General features: G+C 51.1%; 17 protein-coding genes. 8 read left to right on the top strand and 9 right to left on the bottom strand.

Annotation, left to right across the window (positions count from 1 at the left end):
- Position 1 precedes the first annotated feature (1 nt).
- The 5 genes from LZP96_RS10965 to pspA form a co-directional block, all read right to left on the bottom strand.
- Positions 2–1735: a sugar phosphorylase gene (locus LZP96_RS10965; RefSeq protein WP_309597851.1), complete on the bottom strand. Its 1734-nt coding sequence runs from the start codon at positions 1733–1735 to the stop codon at positions 2–4.
- Positions 1736–1892: 157 nt separating this feature from the next.
- A complete protein-coding gene (gene pspD / locus LZP96_RS10960) occupies positions 1893–2114 on the bottom strand; it encodes a phage shock protein PspD (protein WP_258925996.1) in 222 nt (73 codons plus the stop codon).
- 15 nt (positions 2115–2129) lie between these two features.
- Positions 2130–2489, bottom strand: a complete 360-nt coding sequence (pspC, locus tag LZP96_RS10955) for an envelope stress response membrane protein PspC (protein ID WP_064326283.1) — start codon at positions 2487–2489, stop codon at positions 2130–2132.
- Positions 2489–2713 carry an envelope stress response membrane protein PspB gene (pspB, locus tag LZP96_RS10950; protein WP_064326284.1) on the bottom strand — a complete coding sequence of 75 codons (225 nt, stop codon included), beginning with the start codon at positions 2711–2713 and terminating at the stop codon, positions 2489–2491. The genes pspC and pspB overlap by 1 nt, the downstream gene beginning before the upstream one ends.
- Before the next feature lie 54 nt (positions 2714–2767).
- Positions 2768–3436 carry a phage shock protein PspA gene (pspA, locus tag LZP96_RS10945; RefSeq protein WP_064326285.1) on the bottom strand — a complete coding sequence of 223 codons (669 nt, stop codon included), beginning with the start codon at positions 3434–3436 and terminating at the stop codon, positions 2768–2770.
- A 166-nt stretch (positions 3437–3602) separates the two neighbouring features.
- Between pspA and pspF the strand changes: the two genes are divergently transcribed.
- The 6 genes from pspF to sapF all read left to right on the top strand — a co-directional run bounded on the left by pspF (position 3603) and on the right by sapF (position 9948).
- Entirely contained in the window at positions 3603–4580 is a 978-nt protein-coding gene (pspF, locus tag LZP96_RS10940) for a phage shock protein operon transcriptional activator (RefSeq protein WP_064328137.1), read from the top strand.
- Positions 4581–4668: 88 nt separating this feature from the next.
- Positions 4669–6309 carry an ABC transporter substrate-binding protein SapA gene (sapA, locus tag LZP96_RS10935; protein ID WP_258925995.1) on the top strand — a complete coding sequence of 547 codons (1641 nt, stop codon included), beginning with the start codon at positions 4669–4671 and terminating at the stop codon, positions 6307–6309.
- Entirely contained in the window at positions 6306–7271 is a 966-nt protein-coding gene (sapB, locus tag LZP96_RS10930; RefSeq protein ID WP_064326286.1) for a putrescine export ABC transporter permease SapB, read from the top strand. The genes sapA and sapB overlap by 4 nt, the downstream gene beginning before the upstream one ends.
- A complete protein-coding gene (gene sapC / locus LZP96_RS10925) occupies positions 7258–8148 on the top strand; it encodes a putrescine export ABC transporter permease SapC (RefSeq protein ID WP_258925994.1) in 891 nt (296 codons plus the stop codon). The genes sapB and sapC overlap by 14 nt, the downstream gene beginning before the upstream one ends.
- Positions 8148–9140 carry a putrescine export ABC transporter ATP-binding protein SapD gene (gene sapD / locus LZP96_RS10920; RefSeq protein WP_064326288.1) on the top strand — a complete coding sequence of 331 codons (993 nt, stop codon included), beginning with the start codon at positions 8148–8150 and terminating at the stop codon, positions 9138–9140. Before sapC ends, sapD begins: the two co-directional genes overlap by 1 nt.
- A gap of 1 nt (position 9141) precedes the next feature.
- Positions 9142–9948, top strand: coding sequence for a putrescine export ABC transporter ATP-binding protein SapF (gene sapF, locus LZP96_RS10915; RefSeq protein WP_064326289.1), 807 nt, complete (start codon positions 9142–9144; stop codon positions 9946–9948).
- Positions 9949–10066: 118 nt separating this feature from the next.
- On the opposite strand, the gene LZP96_RS10910 is transcribed toward sapF, so the two are convergent.
- From LZP96_RS10910 to LZP96_RS10895, 4 genes are all read right to left on the bottom strand, one after another.
- A complete protein-coding gene (locus tag LZP96_RS10910) occupies positions 10067–10957 on the bottom strand; it encodes a GNAT family protein (protein WP_258925993.1) in 891 nt (296 codons plus the stop codon).
- A gap of 79 nt (positions 10958–11036) precedes the next feature.
- Complete coding sequence (locus LZP96_RS10905; RefSeq protein ID WP_064326291.1) at positions 11037–11417, bottom strand: helix-turn-helix domain-containing protein; 381 nt, start codon at positions 11415–11417, stop codon at positions 11037–11039.
- Positions 11418–11476: 59 nt separating this feature from the next.
- Positions 11477–12235, bottom strand: coding sequence for a MipA/OmpV family protein (locus LZP96_RS10900; protein WP_258925992.1), 759 nt, complete (start codon positions 12233–12235; stop codon positions 11477–11479).
- Between the two features lie 79 nt (positions 12236–12314).
- Entirely contained in the window at positions 12315–12917 is a 603-nt protein-coding gene (locus tag LZP96_RS10895) for a TetR family transcriptional regulator (RefSeq protein WP_258925991.1), read from the bottom strand.
- Between the two features lie 107 nt (positions 12918–13024).
- On the opposite strand from LZP96_RS10895, the gene LZP96_RS10890 reads away from it, so the two are divergent.
- Together LZP96_RS10890 and LZP96_RS10885 are read left to right on the top strand one after the other, a co-directional pair.
- A complete protein-coding gene (locus LZP96_RS10890) occupies positions 13025–14521 on the top strand; it encodes an MFS transporter (protein ID WP_258925990.1) in 1497 nt (498 codons plus the stop codon).
- Between the two features lie 43 nt (positions 14522–14564).
- Positions 14565–15701 (top strand): efflux RND transporter periplasmic adaptor subunit, encoded by a 1137-nt coding sequence (locus LZP96_RS10885; RefSeq protein ID WP_258925989.1) that lies wholly within the window; start codon positions 14565–14567, stop codon positions 15699–15701.
- Position 15702: the final 1 nt, after the last annotated feature.

Below are 15702 nucleotides of genomic sequence, written 5' to 3'. Positions count from 1 at the left end.
TTTAGTTTTCTTTAATCCACATTACCTGCCATGGATTAAGGGTCAGAGTATTGCCATTTATATCGCTTCCACCGATTAAGTCTTTACCTTGATGAATATCCACGAGCACCTGTTGTGAACATTCTGTAAAGTTAAAGAGCGCCGTTATTTGCTCTCCTTTCTCGGTCCTGCGGACTAATTTCAGCACATGATCGTTTAATGATTCATAGGATGCATCGCTGTCTGGATGGAATGCCTGCTCATTACGACGCAGCTTAATTAAGCGCGTTAAGGAATGATAAACTTTATAACGCAGGCTATCCCGGTCCATCAGTTCTACGTCAATTTCCCCTGCGCGATACTTCTTGCGATTGATCGCCCGGTTGTAACCTAATTTATCCACACCCTCATAATCATTACGCGATCCCAGAATACTTTGGATATAAATAGCAGGCACACCAGGGAAACTCAGCAGCAGCGCGTGAGCAAGGATAAAGCGTGCCACTCGCTCGCTCTCGCTGCTGTCACGCAGGCTAAGCGCATCGAGATACGTCACGTTAATTTCGTAAGGGCTACGTGTACCATCCGGGTTATTTTTCCAGTTAACCAGCGCGCCCTCTTCCTGCAGTTTTTCCACCAGCGTCAGGATTTTCTCTTCCGGCAAGATGCCCCGCAATGGATTGAGACCAATGCCATCATGGGACGAGAGGAAATTGAACCAGGTGGTTTTTGGCGAAGGCAGTTTAAGCGTTTTGGCCCACTGACAGAGCGAATGAACATTTCCGCTGTGAATAGTATGAAGCACAAGAGGCGGTAACGAGAACTGATAGACCATTTGCGCTTCGTTGTAGCCATCGCCGAAATAGGAAATATTGTCCTGATGAGGGACATTCGTCTCGGTAATGAGTACCGTACCCGGGGCGGCCATGTCGGTAATAGCGCGGAAAAGCTGGATCAGACGGTGCGTATTTTCCAGGTGGATACAGGAGGTGCCAGGCGTTTTCCACATAAAGCCGACGGCGTCCAGACGAACGTAGCTGGCCCCCTCAATCAGATAGTGCAGAAGCACATCGACCATCGCGATGAGCACGTGCGGATTGGCAAAATTAAGGTCTATCTGATCGTCACTGAAGGTGGTCCAGAGGTGGCGCACGCTGCCGTCGTGCAGCGTAAAAGGCGTTAACAGCGGTAAGGCGCGAGGACGCGTCACGGCAGACAGATCTGTAACAGGGTCGACCGGGATAAAGAATTCCTCAAAACCGGGTTTTTGCGCTAAATAGTGAGCAAACCATTCGCTTTTCGCCGACATGTGATTGCAGACAAAATCGAACATCAGCTGCGTCGATTTATTTAAGCGCGCCACGTCCTGCCAGTCCCCCGCCTCGGGCGAGACACGATGATAATCCATCACCGAGAAGCCATCATCGGATGACCAGGGATAAAACGGCAGAAGATGAACGTGTGAAAAACAGGATTTCAGCCAGCGCTCAAAGAACTCAGTAAAAACGGGCAGTGTTTTTCGCCCGACCGCACTAAATTGGTCTGCATAGGTAATTAATACGACATCCTGTTCATCCCAACCTGATTTACGTGCTTTCTGAATAAGGGGTCTGGCGGTGTCAATTTTTGCTAATAATGCCCTGACGTTCTCATCAGAAAAAGAATCTGCATAAATAAGTTTGATGAGTTTATTAATTTTTTCTTTCACGTTAATTTTCCATGGTAGCGGTCCCACGGAATGGCAATCTACTCCCATGAATAATCGCTGTCAACGGGCCGGAATGCAGAAACTGGGCATGGCAAAGCAGCTCAAATGATTAATGTGAGCTGCCGCAAAAAAAAGAGAAATGTATGATAACTATCGGAAGGGAGAACCCTCTTTCTGCTGAAAAAGGGTGTATGGGGCAGAACGATTAAGGGAAGTAACGACGCGAAAAGCGGTTGGCCGCCTTTCTGAGCATCGGTTCGAGCGCCACGGCCAGCAGCATTCTCACTGGCTTTCGCGCCACCGTTTTGACTGCCCAACCCGCGATCCCCGCCGGGCCGTAGCGCAAGGCGGTCAGTAACACCAGTTTGCCTGCTATCTTCAAACCGGGCTTCACTTTATGCCCTGCCTGTTGCCAGTGACGATTCATCTCATTTCCTCTTAATTAAAGCTGACGAAAACGGCTTCTGAGGCTAAAGGTATCAGAGGTGACGTAGCGTTCCATCTCCCGCAGGCGTCTCTCTCCATCAGCCAGTTCAGCGTCGACCGCATCCAGAAGCTCACGTTGCGTCGGCTCATACTCGCCGTTCATTGCGCCGTCGGGCATAGGATCCAGCACGAAGGATAAAATGACGTAAGCGACCAGCGTAAAGAACGCCAGACCAAAGAATATCGACAGCACGGTGATGACACGAACCAGCTTCACCGGGACGTCAAAGTAATTTGCCAGACCCGCACAAACGCCGCGCACCATCCCCTGCTGGGGAATTCGCCACATTTTTTTATTCAGGTTTAATCCCGCCATTAACGCTCCCTCCAGTTCGGGTGTTCTGCATCCAGAATGGCTTCCAGCGCCTGAATGCGTTCACGCATTTTTTTCGCTTCATCGCTGAGCTGTCCTAGCCGCTGCTGTTCATTTTGTGACAAATCGCCCCGCGCTGAGCGGTTGCTGTAATGTAGCCACAACCAGATCGGCAGGACGAACAGCACGAAAATGGTCAGGGGAATAGCCAGAAAAAGTGCGCTCATGTGTACTCCTTGTCTTACGATGCAGTGCGGCACGCTCAGGTGCCGCTGATCTTATTATTGGTTGTCTTGTTTCATTTTGGCTTTCAGCGCAGCCAGTTGCTCACCAATTTCATCATCCGCTTTCAGCTCGGCAAACTGCTGGTCCAGGGTTTTTTGTTTCCCCAGGCTGTGGCTTTCCGCTTCGGCTTCCATATGATCGATACGACGCTCAAAAGATTCGAATCGCGCCATGGCTTCGTCCAGCTTGCCGCTATCCAGCTGACGACGCACGTCGCGGGAAGAACTGGCAGCCTGATGGCGTAAAGTCAGTGCCTGCTGGCGGGCACGCGTTTCACTCAGCTTGTTTTCCAGTTCGCCAATCTCTTTTTTCATGCGGGTGAGCGTTTCATCCACCAGCGTAATTTCGTGCTCCAGCGATGCGACAATATCGGTCAGCTTTTGCTTTTCGATCAGCGCCGAACGCGCCAGATCGTCTTTATCTTTACGCAGCGCCAGCTCGGCTTTTTCTTGCCATTCGTTACGCTGCGCCGTCGCCATTTCGATACGGCGGGAAAGTTGTTTCTTTTCAGCCAACGCACGCGCCGAGGTCGAGCGGACTTCAACGAGCGTGTCTTCCATTTCCTGAATCATCAGGCGCACCAGCTTCTGCGGATCTTCCGCTTTCTCCAGCAGAGAGTTAATGTTGGCGTTCACGATGTCGGCAAAACGAGAAAAAATACCCATAATTCAATCCTCACATTTCTGTTATCGGGCGATGCCCTGCTGAATGAGTAATACAAATCCCGTGCCAACTTTTTATCTTATTGATTTTACTGAATGTGATTGTTTTTAGCGCAGGAAGGCACTAGGCTTACCTGGTCAATATCACTAACCTATGGTCAATTTCATCATGGCTGATTATAAAGATAATCTTCTCGGCGAAGCCAACAGCTTCCTTGAGGTTCTGGAGCAGGTTTCCCGGCTGGCGCCGCTCAACAAGCCCGTACTGATCATTGGTGAGCGTGGCACCGGGAAAGAGCTGATCGCCAACCGACTGCATTATTTGTCCGGGCGATGGGATGGCCCCTTTATTTCCCTCAACTGTGCCGCGCTCAACGAGAATCTGCTGGATACGGAGCTCTTCGGGCACGAGGCCGGGGCGTTTACCGGCGCGCAAAAACGCCATCCGGGACGCTTTGAGCGTGCCGATGGCGGGACGTTATTTCTGGATGAACTGGCCACCGCGCCTATGCTGGTGCAGGAAAAACTGCTCCGCGTCATTGAATATGGCGAACTGGAGCGCGTGGGCGGCAGTCAGCCGCTGCAGGTAAACGTGCGTCTGGTCTGTGCCACTAACGCCGACTTGCCCGCCATGGTGGCAGAGGAAAAATTCCGTGCCGACCTGCTGGACAGGCTGGCATTTGATGTGGTGCAACTTCCACCGCTACGCGAACGCCGCAGTGATATCATGCTCTTAGCAGAACAGTTTGCGATTCAAATGTGTCGTGAGCTGGGTTTACCGTTATTCCCTGGGTTCAGCGATGATGCCCGTGAGACCCTGCTTGGGTACGCCTGGCCGGGAAACATTCGTGAACTCAAAAACGTGGTAGAGCGTTCCGTTTACCGACACGGCAGCAGCGATACGGAACTGAATAACATTATTATCGACCCTTTTCATCGCACGGCGCAGCCGGTAATAAAAGCACAGAGTGATGCGGTGTCGCCCGCTTTGCCGCTGGATTTACGCGCGTTTCAGCATCAACAGGAACAACAGTTGCTGGATCAAAGCCTGAAGGAAGCAAAATTTAACCAGAAGCACGCAGCCGAACTGCTGGGTCTGACCTACCATCAATTAAGGGCATTGCTCAAAAAGCATCAAATGCGCTGACATTATCAGCACTTACCCGCAGACATTTTTACCTTGCAGGCGTAAGTGCGATACACTTTGCAGATTGAATCTAAAAACCTTAAAAATTATGCGTCTGGTTTTATCGTCACTGTTAGCGCTTGGCCTGCTCAGCAGCCAGGTCTTTGCTGCGCCCGAGCAACCTGCCCTTCCTGATATTCGCGACAGTGGTTTTGTCTATTGCGTGAGCGGGCAAGTGGATACCTTTAACCCGCAGAAAGCAGGGAGCGGTTTGATTGTCGATACGCTGGCGGCACAGCTTTACGATCGGTTGCTGGATGTTGACCCCTATACCTACCGTCTGGTGCCTGAGCTGGCCGAAAGCTGGGAGGTGCTGGACAACGGTGCGACGTACCGTTTCCGGCTGCGCAACGACGTTACGTTCCAGTCCACGCCCTGGTTCAAGCCCACCCGCAAACTCAACGCCGACGATGTGGTGTTCACTTTCCAGCGCATATTTAACCGCAACCACCCCTGGCATAACGTCAACGGGGGGAGCTTCCCCTACTTTGACAGTTTGCAGTTCGCCGATACGGTGAAAAGCATTCGCAAGCTGGATAACCGAACCGTAGAAATTAATCTCGTGCGCCCGGACGCCTCGTTTTTATGGCATCTTGCGACCCATTACGCCTCGGTTATGTCTGCGGAGTACGCCGCCATGCTGGCCCAGCAGGATCGGCAGGAACAGCTTGACCGCGAGCCGGTAGGTACGGGTCCATTCCAGTTAGCGGAGTACCGCGCGGGGCAATATATTCGCCTTCAGCGTCATGAGAATTTCTGGCGTGGAAAGCCGCTTATGCCGCAGGTCGTGGTTGATCTCGGCTCCGGGGGAACGGGAAGATTGTCAAAACTGCTGACCGGCGAATGCGATGTCCTCGCCTGGCCTGCTGCCAGCCAGTTGACCATTTTGCGCGACGATCCTCGCCTGCGGCTCACCCTGCGCCCGGGGATGAACATCGCTTATCTGGCCTTCAACACGAATAAACCTCCGCTGAATAATCCGGCGGTGCGCCACGCGCTGGCACTGGCCATTAATAATCAGCGCCTGATGCAGTCTATTTATTACGGCACCGCAGAGACCGCTGCCTCAATTCTGCCGCGAGCGTCATGGGCCTACGACAATGAAGCTAAAATTACCGAATACAATCCGGCCAAAGCGCGTGAGCAGCTGAAAGCGCTGGGCGTCAGCGATTTGACGCTGCAGCTGTGGGTGCCCACCAGCTCACAGGCCTGGAATCCCAGCCCGTTAAAGACGGCGGAGCTGATTCAGGCAGACATGGCGCAAATTGGTGTCAAAGTGATGATTGTTCCGGTGGAAGGCCGCTTCCAGGAGGCGCGTCTGATGGATATGAATCACGATTTGACCTTATCCGGCTGGTCGACCGACAGTAACGATCCGGACAGCTTTTTCAGACCGCTGCTAAGCTGCGCCGCAATCAATTCGCAAACCAACTACGCGCACTGGTGCAACCGTGAATTTGATGCCGTCCTGCAAAAGGCGTTGTCGTCACAACAGCTGGCCTCACGGATTGACGCTTATGACGAAGCGCAAAATATTCTGGCGAAAGAGCTGCCGGTGCTTCCGCTGGCCTCTTCCCTGCGCTTACAGGCGTATCGTTACGATATGCAAGGCCTGGTCTTAAGCCCGTTCGGGAATGCCTCTTTTGCCGGTGTGGATCGCGTGAAACAAGATGAGGTGAAAAAGCCATGATCATTTTTACCTTACGACGACTGTTGCTGCTGGTGTTCACCCTCTTCTTTTTGACCTTTGTCGGCTTTAGCCTGAGCTATTTTACGCCTCACGCCCCGCTTCAGGGATCGTCTTTCTGGGATGCGTGGGTCTTCTGGTTTAACGGCGTGCTGCACTGGGATTTTGGCGTCTCAAGCATTAACGGACAGCTGATTTCTGAGCAGCTCAAAGTGGTGTTCCCGGCAACCATGGAGCTATGCCTGCTGGCGTTTGGCTTTGCCCTGCTGGTGGGCATCCCGGTCGGTATGCTTGCGGGAATCATGCGCAATAAATGGCAGGATAAATTGATTAGCGCCCTCGCCCTGCTGGGGTTTTCGATACCCGTATTCTGGCTGGCGCTGCTGCTGACGTTATTCTTTTCGCTGACGCTCGGCTGGTTGCCGGTGTCGGGTCGTTTTGATCTGCTCTACACCGTTAAGAACGTCACCGGATTCGCGATTATTGACGCCTGGCTTTCTGACTCCGTGTGGCGTCATGAGATGATCATGAGCGCCCTGCGACATATGGTATTGCCGGTGCTCACGCTGGCCGTCGCCCCGACGACAGAAGTGATCCGATTAATGCGCCTCAGCACCATCGACGTCTTCGATCAGAATTATGTGAAAGCGGCGTCAACGCGTGGCCTGTCCCGCCTGACCATTTTACGCCGTCACGTACTGCATAACGCTCTGCCGCCGGTGATTCCGCGTCTGGGTTTACAGTTTTCCACCATGCTTACGCTGGCGATGATCACCGAGATGGTCTTTAGCTGGCCGGGCCTGGGCCGCTGGATGATCAACGCCATTCGCCAGCAGGACTATGCGGCGATTTCAGCCGGGGTCATGGTGATCGGTTCGCTGGTGATTATAGTGAATGTGATATCCGATATTTTGGGGGCAATGGCCAACCCGTTGAAACATAAGGAATGGTATGCCTTACGATAGCGTTTACCGTGAAAAGCGCACGCCGGGTGCGCTGCGTACCGTGTGGCGGAAATTTTATGGCGATACCGCGGCGATGGTCGGTTTCTACGGCTGCGGTGGACTGGTGCTGTTGTGCGTATTTGGCTCGTGGTTTGCCCCTTATGGACTCGATCAGCAATTCCTCGGGTATCAGTTACTGCCGCCGTCATGGTCTCGTTATGGCGAGGTTTCCTTTTTCCTCGGTACCGACGATCTGGGCCGTGATGTATTAAGCCGATTGCTGAGTGGCGCTGCGCCTACGGTGGGCGGCGCTTTTGTGGTGACCTTCGCCGCGACCGTATTCGGCCTGGTGCTGGGCGTGGTGGCCGGTTCAACGCACGGTCTGCGTTCTGCGGTGTTGAACCATATTCTGGATACGCTGCTCTCTATCCCCTCTTTGCTGCTGGCAATTATCGTTGTCGCCTTTGCCGGACCGCACCTCTCGCACGCCATGTTTGCCGTCTGGCTGGCGTTGCTGCCGCGCATGGTTCGGTCAGTTTACAGTCTGGTTCACGACGAACTGGAAAAAGAGTACGTGGTTGCCGCGCGCCTCGATGGTGCCACCACGCTGAATATTCTTTGGTTTGCGGTGATGCCCAATATCGCAGCCGGAATGGTGACCGAGATCACTCGCGCCCTGTCGATGGCGATTCTGGATATTGCCGCGCTGGGATTTCTCGATCTTGGCGCGCAGCTTCCTTCACCGGAATGGGGAGCGATGCTCGGTGACGCGCTGGAATTAATCTACGTCGCCCCCTGGACGGTTATGCTGCCCGGTGCGGCGATCATGGTCAGCGTTCTTCTCATCAACCTGCTGGGCGATGGCATACGTCGCGCCATTAATGCGGGGGTGCAATAATGCCATTACTGGATATTCGCAATCTGACCATTGAGTTTAAAACCGGCGAAGGCTGGGTGAAAGCCGTCGATCGCATCAGCATAACGCTGGCGGAAGGCGAAATTCGGGGGCTGGTGGGTGAATCCGGTTCCGGCAAAAGTTTAATCGCTAAAGCCATCTGCGGCGTGACGAGAGATAACTGGCGCGTCACCGCCGATCGTATGCGCTTTGACGATATCGACCTGCTCCGGCTTTCCGCCCGCGAACGACGCAAGCTGGTGGGTCATAACGTCTCCATGATCTTCCAGGAGCCGCAATCCTGTCTGGATCCCTCCGAGCGTATTGGCAAACAGCTGATGCAAAATATACCGGCCTGGACCTACAAAGGCCGCTGGTGGCAACGTCTCGGCTGGCGTAAACGCCGGGCCATTGAACTGCTGCACCGCGTCGGGATCAAAGATCATAAAGATGCCATGCGCAGTTTCCCGTATGAACTGACCGACGGCGAGTGCCAGAAGGTAATGATCGCCATTGCGCTGGCGAACCAGCCACGTCTGTTGATTGCGGACGAGCCGACAAATGCCATGGAGCCCACCACCCAGGCGCAGATATTCCGCCTTCTGTCCCGGCTTAATCAAAATAACAACACCACGATTTTACTAATCAGTCACGACCTGCAGATGCTGAGCAAGTGGGCAGATAAAATCGACGTAATGTACTGTGGTCAAACCGTAGAGACGGCCTTCAGTGAGGATTTGGTGAATACGCCTCATCACCCTTATACCCAGGCGTTAATCCGTGCGATCCCCGATTTTGGCAGCGCGATGCCGCATAAGAGCCGTCTTAACACCCTCCCCGGGGCGATACCCCTGCTGGAGTCTCTGCCCATCGGCTGTCGTCTTGGGCCTCGCTGTCCGTATGCTCAGCGTAAATGTATCGAAACCCCGCGACTGACTGGCGCCAAAAATCATCTTTATGCCTGTCATTTCCCGCTGAACATGGAGAGAGAGTGATATGGTCGAAACGTTGCTTGAAGTGCGCAATTTAAGTAAGACCTTTCGCTATCGCACGGGCCTGTTCCATCGTCAGACGGTTGAAGCCGTTAAACCGCTGAGCTTTACCCTGCGAGAAAAACAGACGCTGGCGATCATTGGTGAGAATGGTTCGGGAAAATCAACGCTGGCTAAAATGCTGGCGGGGATGGTTGAACCCACCACCGGCGATGTGTTGATCGACGATCATTTTCTCTCTTTCGGCGACTACTCCTTCCGCAGTCAGCGCATCCGCATGATCTTCCAGGACCCGTCCACCTCGCTTAATCCGCGTCAGCGGATTTCGCAGATTCTGGATTTTCCGCTGCGCCTGAATACCGATCTGGAGCCGGAGGCGCGGCGTAAGCGCGTGATTGAGACGTTACGTCTGGTGGGATTATTGCCGGATCATGTCAGCTACTACCCGCATATGCTGGCACCGGGGCAAAAACAACGTTTAGGTCTGGCGCGTGCGCTGATCCTGCGCCCCAGGGTCATTATCGCTGACGAAGCGCTGGCCTCGCTGGATATGTCGATGCGTTCGCAGTTAATTAACCTGATGCTGGAATTACAGGAAAAACAGGGTATCTCTTATATCTACGTGACACAGCATCTCGGCATGATGAAACATATCAGTGACCAGGTGCTGGTAATGCATCAGGGTGAAGTGGTGGAACGCGGCAGCACCGCCGACGTGCTCGCCTCGCCGCTTCATGATCTGACCAAGCGACTCATCGCCGGTCATTTTGGTGAAGCGCTTACGGCAGATGCCTGGCGCAAAGATAAGTGATTTGGCTGAACGACGCGACGGGATTCAAGTGCTTTCTCGCAGCGAAAGGTTGACTACGTGTGTTCAGTGGGGAGAAAACCGTCCCCACTGTGCAAGAGCTCTCTTCAGTGGCGCATTATTAAAGCGAAAATGATTTGCCCGTCGGTAATGCCTCTGACCATAAGAGCTTATAGTTCCAGTATGTTTTATAGAGCCCAATTGAAAATAACATTTTGCGATTTTCAGACTGACATAAGGCGCGCGCATCCAGGATGTTTTTCCACATTACAAGACTACCGGGACTAAAGCCTTTTACCGCTGGATCAACCCCACCGTTTGGGACGTCAAAATAGAGAAACTTATCATTACGTCCGCACAGAACCAGATCCAGAGCACAGGGGTTGCCTTTGAAAAAAAGCGCATTCCCAAATACACTCTCTGGAACCGCATTAAATAAAGTTTCGATTTTTTCTTTGCTGTAACATCTTATACCATCGCCAAAGCGTAACTTGAAAAGCTTGACATATATTTCCGCAATTTCACGTGGAGACATCTGATTGAGTGCGATACTTTCGCCCCCTTCCGCGAAGAATTTCTTTAACTCCCCGTTCCTTTTTTTAGTGGTTTTAACGGAAAAACCCTCCCTGACATAACAGACCTGGCGATTTTTACGCAGCCAGAAGGAGGCATTATGAATATTTTCCCGGTTATGGGACGAGATCTTATTCGTTCGTATTGGCAACAATATTTTCGCGTTCGGGTCGACGGGTATCATTATTTCATCGCATGAAATGGGGTAATCACGCCATACGTCAAGCCCTAAATGTTTATTTTCAGTATCGAAATAGGCAGCGACGATTTTTCCATCGCGCATGCAGTGCCAGAAACGGAAGTTGATTTTTTGTTGACTCAGAAAGAACCTGACCAAATCCGGATGAGTGTTTATACTTCCGCCATATTTGTAGTAGGTTTCTTCATATGTACTAAAGTTTGATTGCTTCCATCCAAAGAGTGCATGAACCACAGCCATATTCAATCCTTAAAACTCATTCTTAACGTGTAATTTGCCAGACGCCCGGGTTGTTTAATACCCATTGAGGGAAAGGGTTTTAATGTAAAGCCCCCACCGTTTTCACAGGCACGCATTCAGGTTGTATGCTGGTGAGTGAATTTTGCTTACGGACTTTAGAGGGAGGAAAACCATAATATCGGTTAAAGCATCGCGTAAATGTCTGCAGGGATTCGAAGCCATATTTTATCGCAACATCCGTGATGGTACCTTCGACATTGACTATATCAAAAAAAGCACGTTCAAGCTTTTTCGTTTTAATGTATGAACCGAGCGAAAGACCGGTATGATTTTTAAATAGTCGTTGCAGGTGCCACTTTGAATAACCCGATTTTATTGCTATATCATCCAGCAAGAGTTTTTCGGTGATGTTGTTTTCGATCCACGTAATGAGATCGGTAAAAAAATATGAGTTATTCATAACGCAGCCTACTCACCTGACTAAATGATTTATTAGCCGGGTTTGAACCCGGCTCTCAATCAGAAGGTGTAAGACACACCTGTCCAAAGTGACAAAAGGGAGTCTTTTTCGATCATTGGGCTATTTTTCACCTCATTTGGCAGCAGAGTGTAACGCGCACCGCCATAAACATTCCAGCTGCTTGTCAACGTGTAGTTGACATTGACTTCTGCATAAGGTGTAAAACTATCCCCTGGAGAATATTTTTTGAAACCACTTCGCTGCGCTTCACCAGAATTAATACCGTAATAATAACGGTTAAATTTACGGTCATTCCAGTTCACACCCAACGCAGGTTCGATGCCCAGTTGCCCAATTTGAACAGGGTAACTCCAGCTATTATTCCAGTGGATACCGTTACTGGTGTCCAGAGAATCGACTGCAACAGTACTTTCTAACTTGCCGAGCACCTGAGATTCGTGGGCATAGCTCAGGCCCGTCATAAGCGTGCTACGGCGATTATTAAGCTGTCGCATTGCACGCGAATGGCTATCGCTTGCTTTAAGGGATAAAGGCATATAATAACCCACTATTGATATGCGATCTGCTGGGGTCTGGAACAGATCATATCCCGCGCCTAAACCATGAAACCAGAATCCGCCTGCATCATAATCAATATTCGGGAAGACGAGATTATTTTTGTTTGCATCCACATCTTTATACAGTTTCGAGGACCATCCTGCCGTCAGGCCTAATGAAAAATCTTGCGCCTGCGCTGAACTCAATGCACAACCCATTATGAGTGCAACTGACACTCCTGCTTTAACCAAACTACTCATACATCACCTTGCCAACTTGTTAGTATTAACTCTTGTATTATTGTTTTCGATATATAATCGATATAAACCTGGTGAATCGTTACACGGTGTCTTTCAACGTGATATAACTTTTAAGGAAGCGAGACGCGTGCTCGATATACATGTTTTCGCTGAAGCCTTCTATCTTCAAATTATACAGCCCATCAAAGCCATGTGAAAAAGCAATCATATCCCACGCAAATGTTGCCACGGGCTTCGCGCACTCGAACTCCTGCTGCGAAATGCCTTTTTCCAGAATGGAGACTAATGAGCTATGCCACATCATTGTTGCGGTCTTTATTGCATTCATCATAATGTCGTCATGGTAAGACATGACTTCGGCCTCTTTCCATAACAGGCTGTAATGTCTGGCATCATCCTCATGCGCAGTAAAAAGGCACCAGTTCAGCAATTGATAACTGGTTGTCTCCTCTTTTTTACCTTCCTCATTCAGCAAGGACAAAGCCTGAGTGACGGATAAAAGAAAAGCCTCAGCTTTTAATTCAGACGCGGATGAGAAGTGGCGATGAATTTGGCCCACTGCGCACTGTGCTTCCTGCGCTATTTTCCTCACGGTCATTGCCGTTAAACCTTCTGAAAAAGCAATCTTTACCGCTGTCTCCAGAATCATCTGACGTCTTTCATCATGACTGAGATAAGACATAAGCAACTTTCCTTCATATTCATCAAAAGGTGGACAAGTGTTCAGCTTCACTATAAATTCAAGCTGAACACTTGTCCACCTTTTTGATATGTCGTGGTGTAAACGGTATGCAGAACAAATGGCGTATGCTCATTGTCATAATTTTCATGTACTTGCCAGTATCTCTTGACGCTACCGTTCTCTATGTCGTTGCGCCAGTCTTGAGTACTGACCTGCGGGCTACCCACAACGAACTGTTATGGATTATGGATATTTATCCTCTGGTCATGGCCGCTTTGTTAATACCCATGGGTTTGCTGGGTGATAGGCTGGGCTTTATTAAAATGGCAATGGCTGGCAGCACGATTTTTGGTTTAGCCTCCCTGGCTGCCGCCTGCTCCGAAACACCCCTTGCGCTCATCTGTGCACGCGCGTTGTTGGCTTCAGGCGCAGCAATGATTGTTCCGGCCACACTGGCGGCTGTTCGCACCCATTTTCCTGACGAAAAAGAGAGAAATCTGGCGTTAGGAATATGGACCACCATTGGTACAGCCGGAGCCCTGGCGGGCCCCCTGATGGGCGGTATGTTGCTTGAGCATTTTCACTGGGGTTCGGTTTTTCTTATCAATATCCCGGCCGTGGTCGTTGTTATTATCCTGTTGCGTAAAGTGGTCACGAACGCCCAGGCAAAGCGTTCTGCCTCTTTGAACCTTCGTCAGGCGCTCTTACTGATGACGTCCCTGCTGCTGTTGGTGTATGCACTGAAAAGCTTTGCGTTACCAGGCCCGGCAACCGGACTGCATATTTCATTTTTAGCGATCGGCCTGGGGCTGCTTGGTTGTTTTATAACGCTGCAAATCATTTCCACCACCCCGCTGCTTGACACAGATCTTTTGAAACAGCGCAACATTATCGCCGGCGTTTTTCTGGCCTTGATTGCGATGATTACGCTGGTGGGTTTCGAATTGTTGCTCTCTCAGGAGCTACAGCTCGTTCACCGTTTCTCGCCCGGCGAGGCAGGGCTTTACATACTGCCCATGATGCTGGCTAGCTGTCTGGCCGGCCCTGTTGTTGGGATTTTAATCAACCGTCTGGGAATCGTAACCGTCGCGATGGTGGGTCTTGCCGCGTCGGCTCTCAGTTTATACGCGTTATCAGGCGTTGATTTTGCCCACGAGATCCTGCAAGCAAAGGGATGGATGTTCCTGCTCGGTGCTGGCGAAACCAGCGCGCTGATGGCTTCGTCATCGGCAATTATGACCGCAGCGCCGGTTCATAAAGCCAGTACGGCAGGTTCATTCGAATGTGTGTCCTATGAGCTGGGAACCGGCTTAGGCATTACTCTTTTCGGCACAGTTCTGGCGGGTATTTATTCATCGACTGTCCAGTTACCGGAGAATTTGTCGGCATCGGTATTTTCTGGTGCAGGCACCTCTTTTAGCGAAGCTATTTCCCTTTCTCAGCAGCTTGCTGAACCAACGCGTACTGCACTTGTTAATGCGGCCTCCTCCGCGTTTATGCATTCACACTCCGTCACGCTACAGCTGGCTTCTTTGATCATGGCTGTGCTGATGGTTCTGACCTTTTTTATTTTTAAGCGGGGTAACGTCATTAATCACGGTTGATGACGGCACCAGTTTTTAACAACTGATTTATCGGAAATTTGCAATGAATATCAGGAAGCTGGCACTCTTGACCACGATCTGTTTAGGCTTTATCTCAGGTTGTGATTCTTCTGAGGAAACGGGAGCACAAACCGCACCCACGAAAACCAACGTTGTCACTCAGACACTTGATGTCGCTGACATCTATTCAGTTCGTGTCTTCCCTGCTCGCGTTTCTGCGGTAAAGACCGCACAAATCCGCCCCCAGGTAGGTGGGATTATTCAAAAGCGACTCTTTGTTCAGGGCTCAGAAATACAGCAAGGCCAGCCATTATTTCAGATCGATGCAGCGCCTTTTGAGGCGGACGTCGAAATGGCTCGCGCAATGGTTGCAAAAGCACAAGCCACCTTTCAGCAGATGAGTAAACGGGCGGATCGGTTCTCGCGGTTACAACAATCTGCAGCTATCAGCCAGCAAGATTTGGACGACGCCAAAGCCAACAGCGCACAGGCCGCCGCCGATCTTGCAGAAGCAAAAGCGTCTCTCAATCGCAAGCAGTTGGATTTGAATTATGCCACTGTTAAAGCACCTATCAGCGGGCGCGTTGATCAGGAATTTGTGACTGAAGGTGCGCTTGTTAATCCCGGTGATTCACAGGCCATGGCGGTGATCCAGCAGCTCGATCGCATCTATGTGGATGCAAGGGTGCCGACGCAGGAACTTCGCTCAATCTTCAATTCTGACGATAACGCGTCAGGCGAACCATCCCTCGCTAAGCCAACCGCCGCCATTCTGGATACCGACAATAAGCCCTTCGATGCGCCTGCGTATCTTCTCTTTTCCGGCATCAATGTCAGCGATGAAACCGGCGATGTGGTCCTGCGTGCGGAAGCCGAAAATCCACAGCGTCACTTGCTGCCTGGCATGTTCGTCAAACTCAAAATTACACGTCTCATTAAGAAAGACGGGGTGGCAATCCCTGAACAGGCGATGAACCGGGCTAATGGTAAAACCAGCGTCTGGATTGTTGGCAACGATAACAAGGCGAAACGCGTTGAGATCGAAACGGGAGAGCAGACTGAAAAAGGCGTGACCGTGACGGCTGGCCTGAAGGCTGGCGATAAGATTGTTACGGAAGGTCAGGACAAACTTCAGGAGGGTGCTGAGGTAATACCGCACTCTGCCGGAACAACAAGTTAAC

Source organism: Huaxiibacter chinensis, assembly GCF_022171985.1.
Taxonomy (GTDB): Bacteria; Pseudomonadota; Gammaproteobacteria; order Enterobacterales; family Enterobacteriaceae; genus Enterobacter; species Enterobacter chinensis_A.
This window is presented reverse-complemented; position numbering and strand designations above follow the sequence as displayed.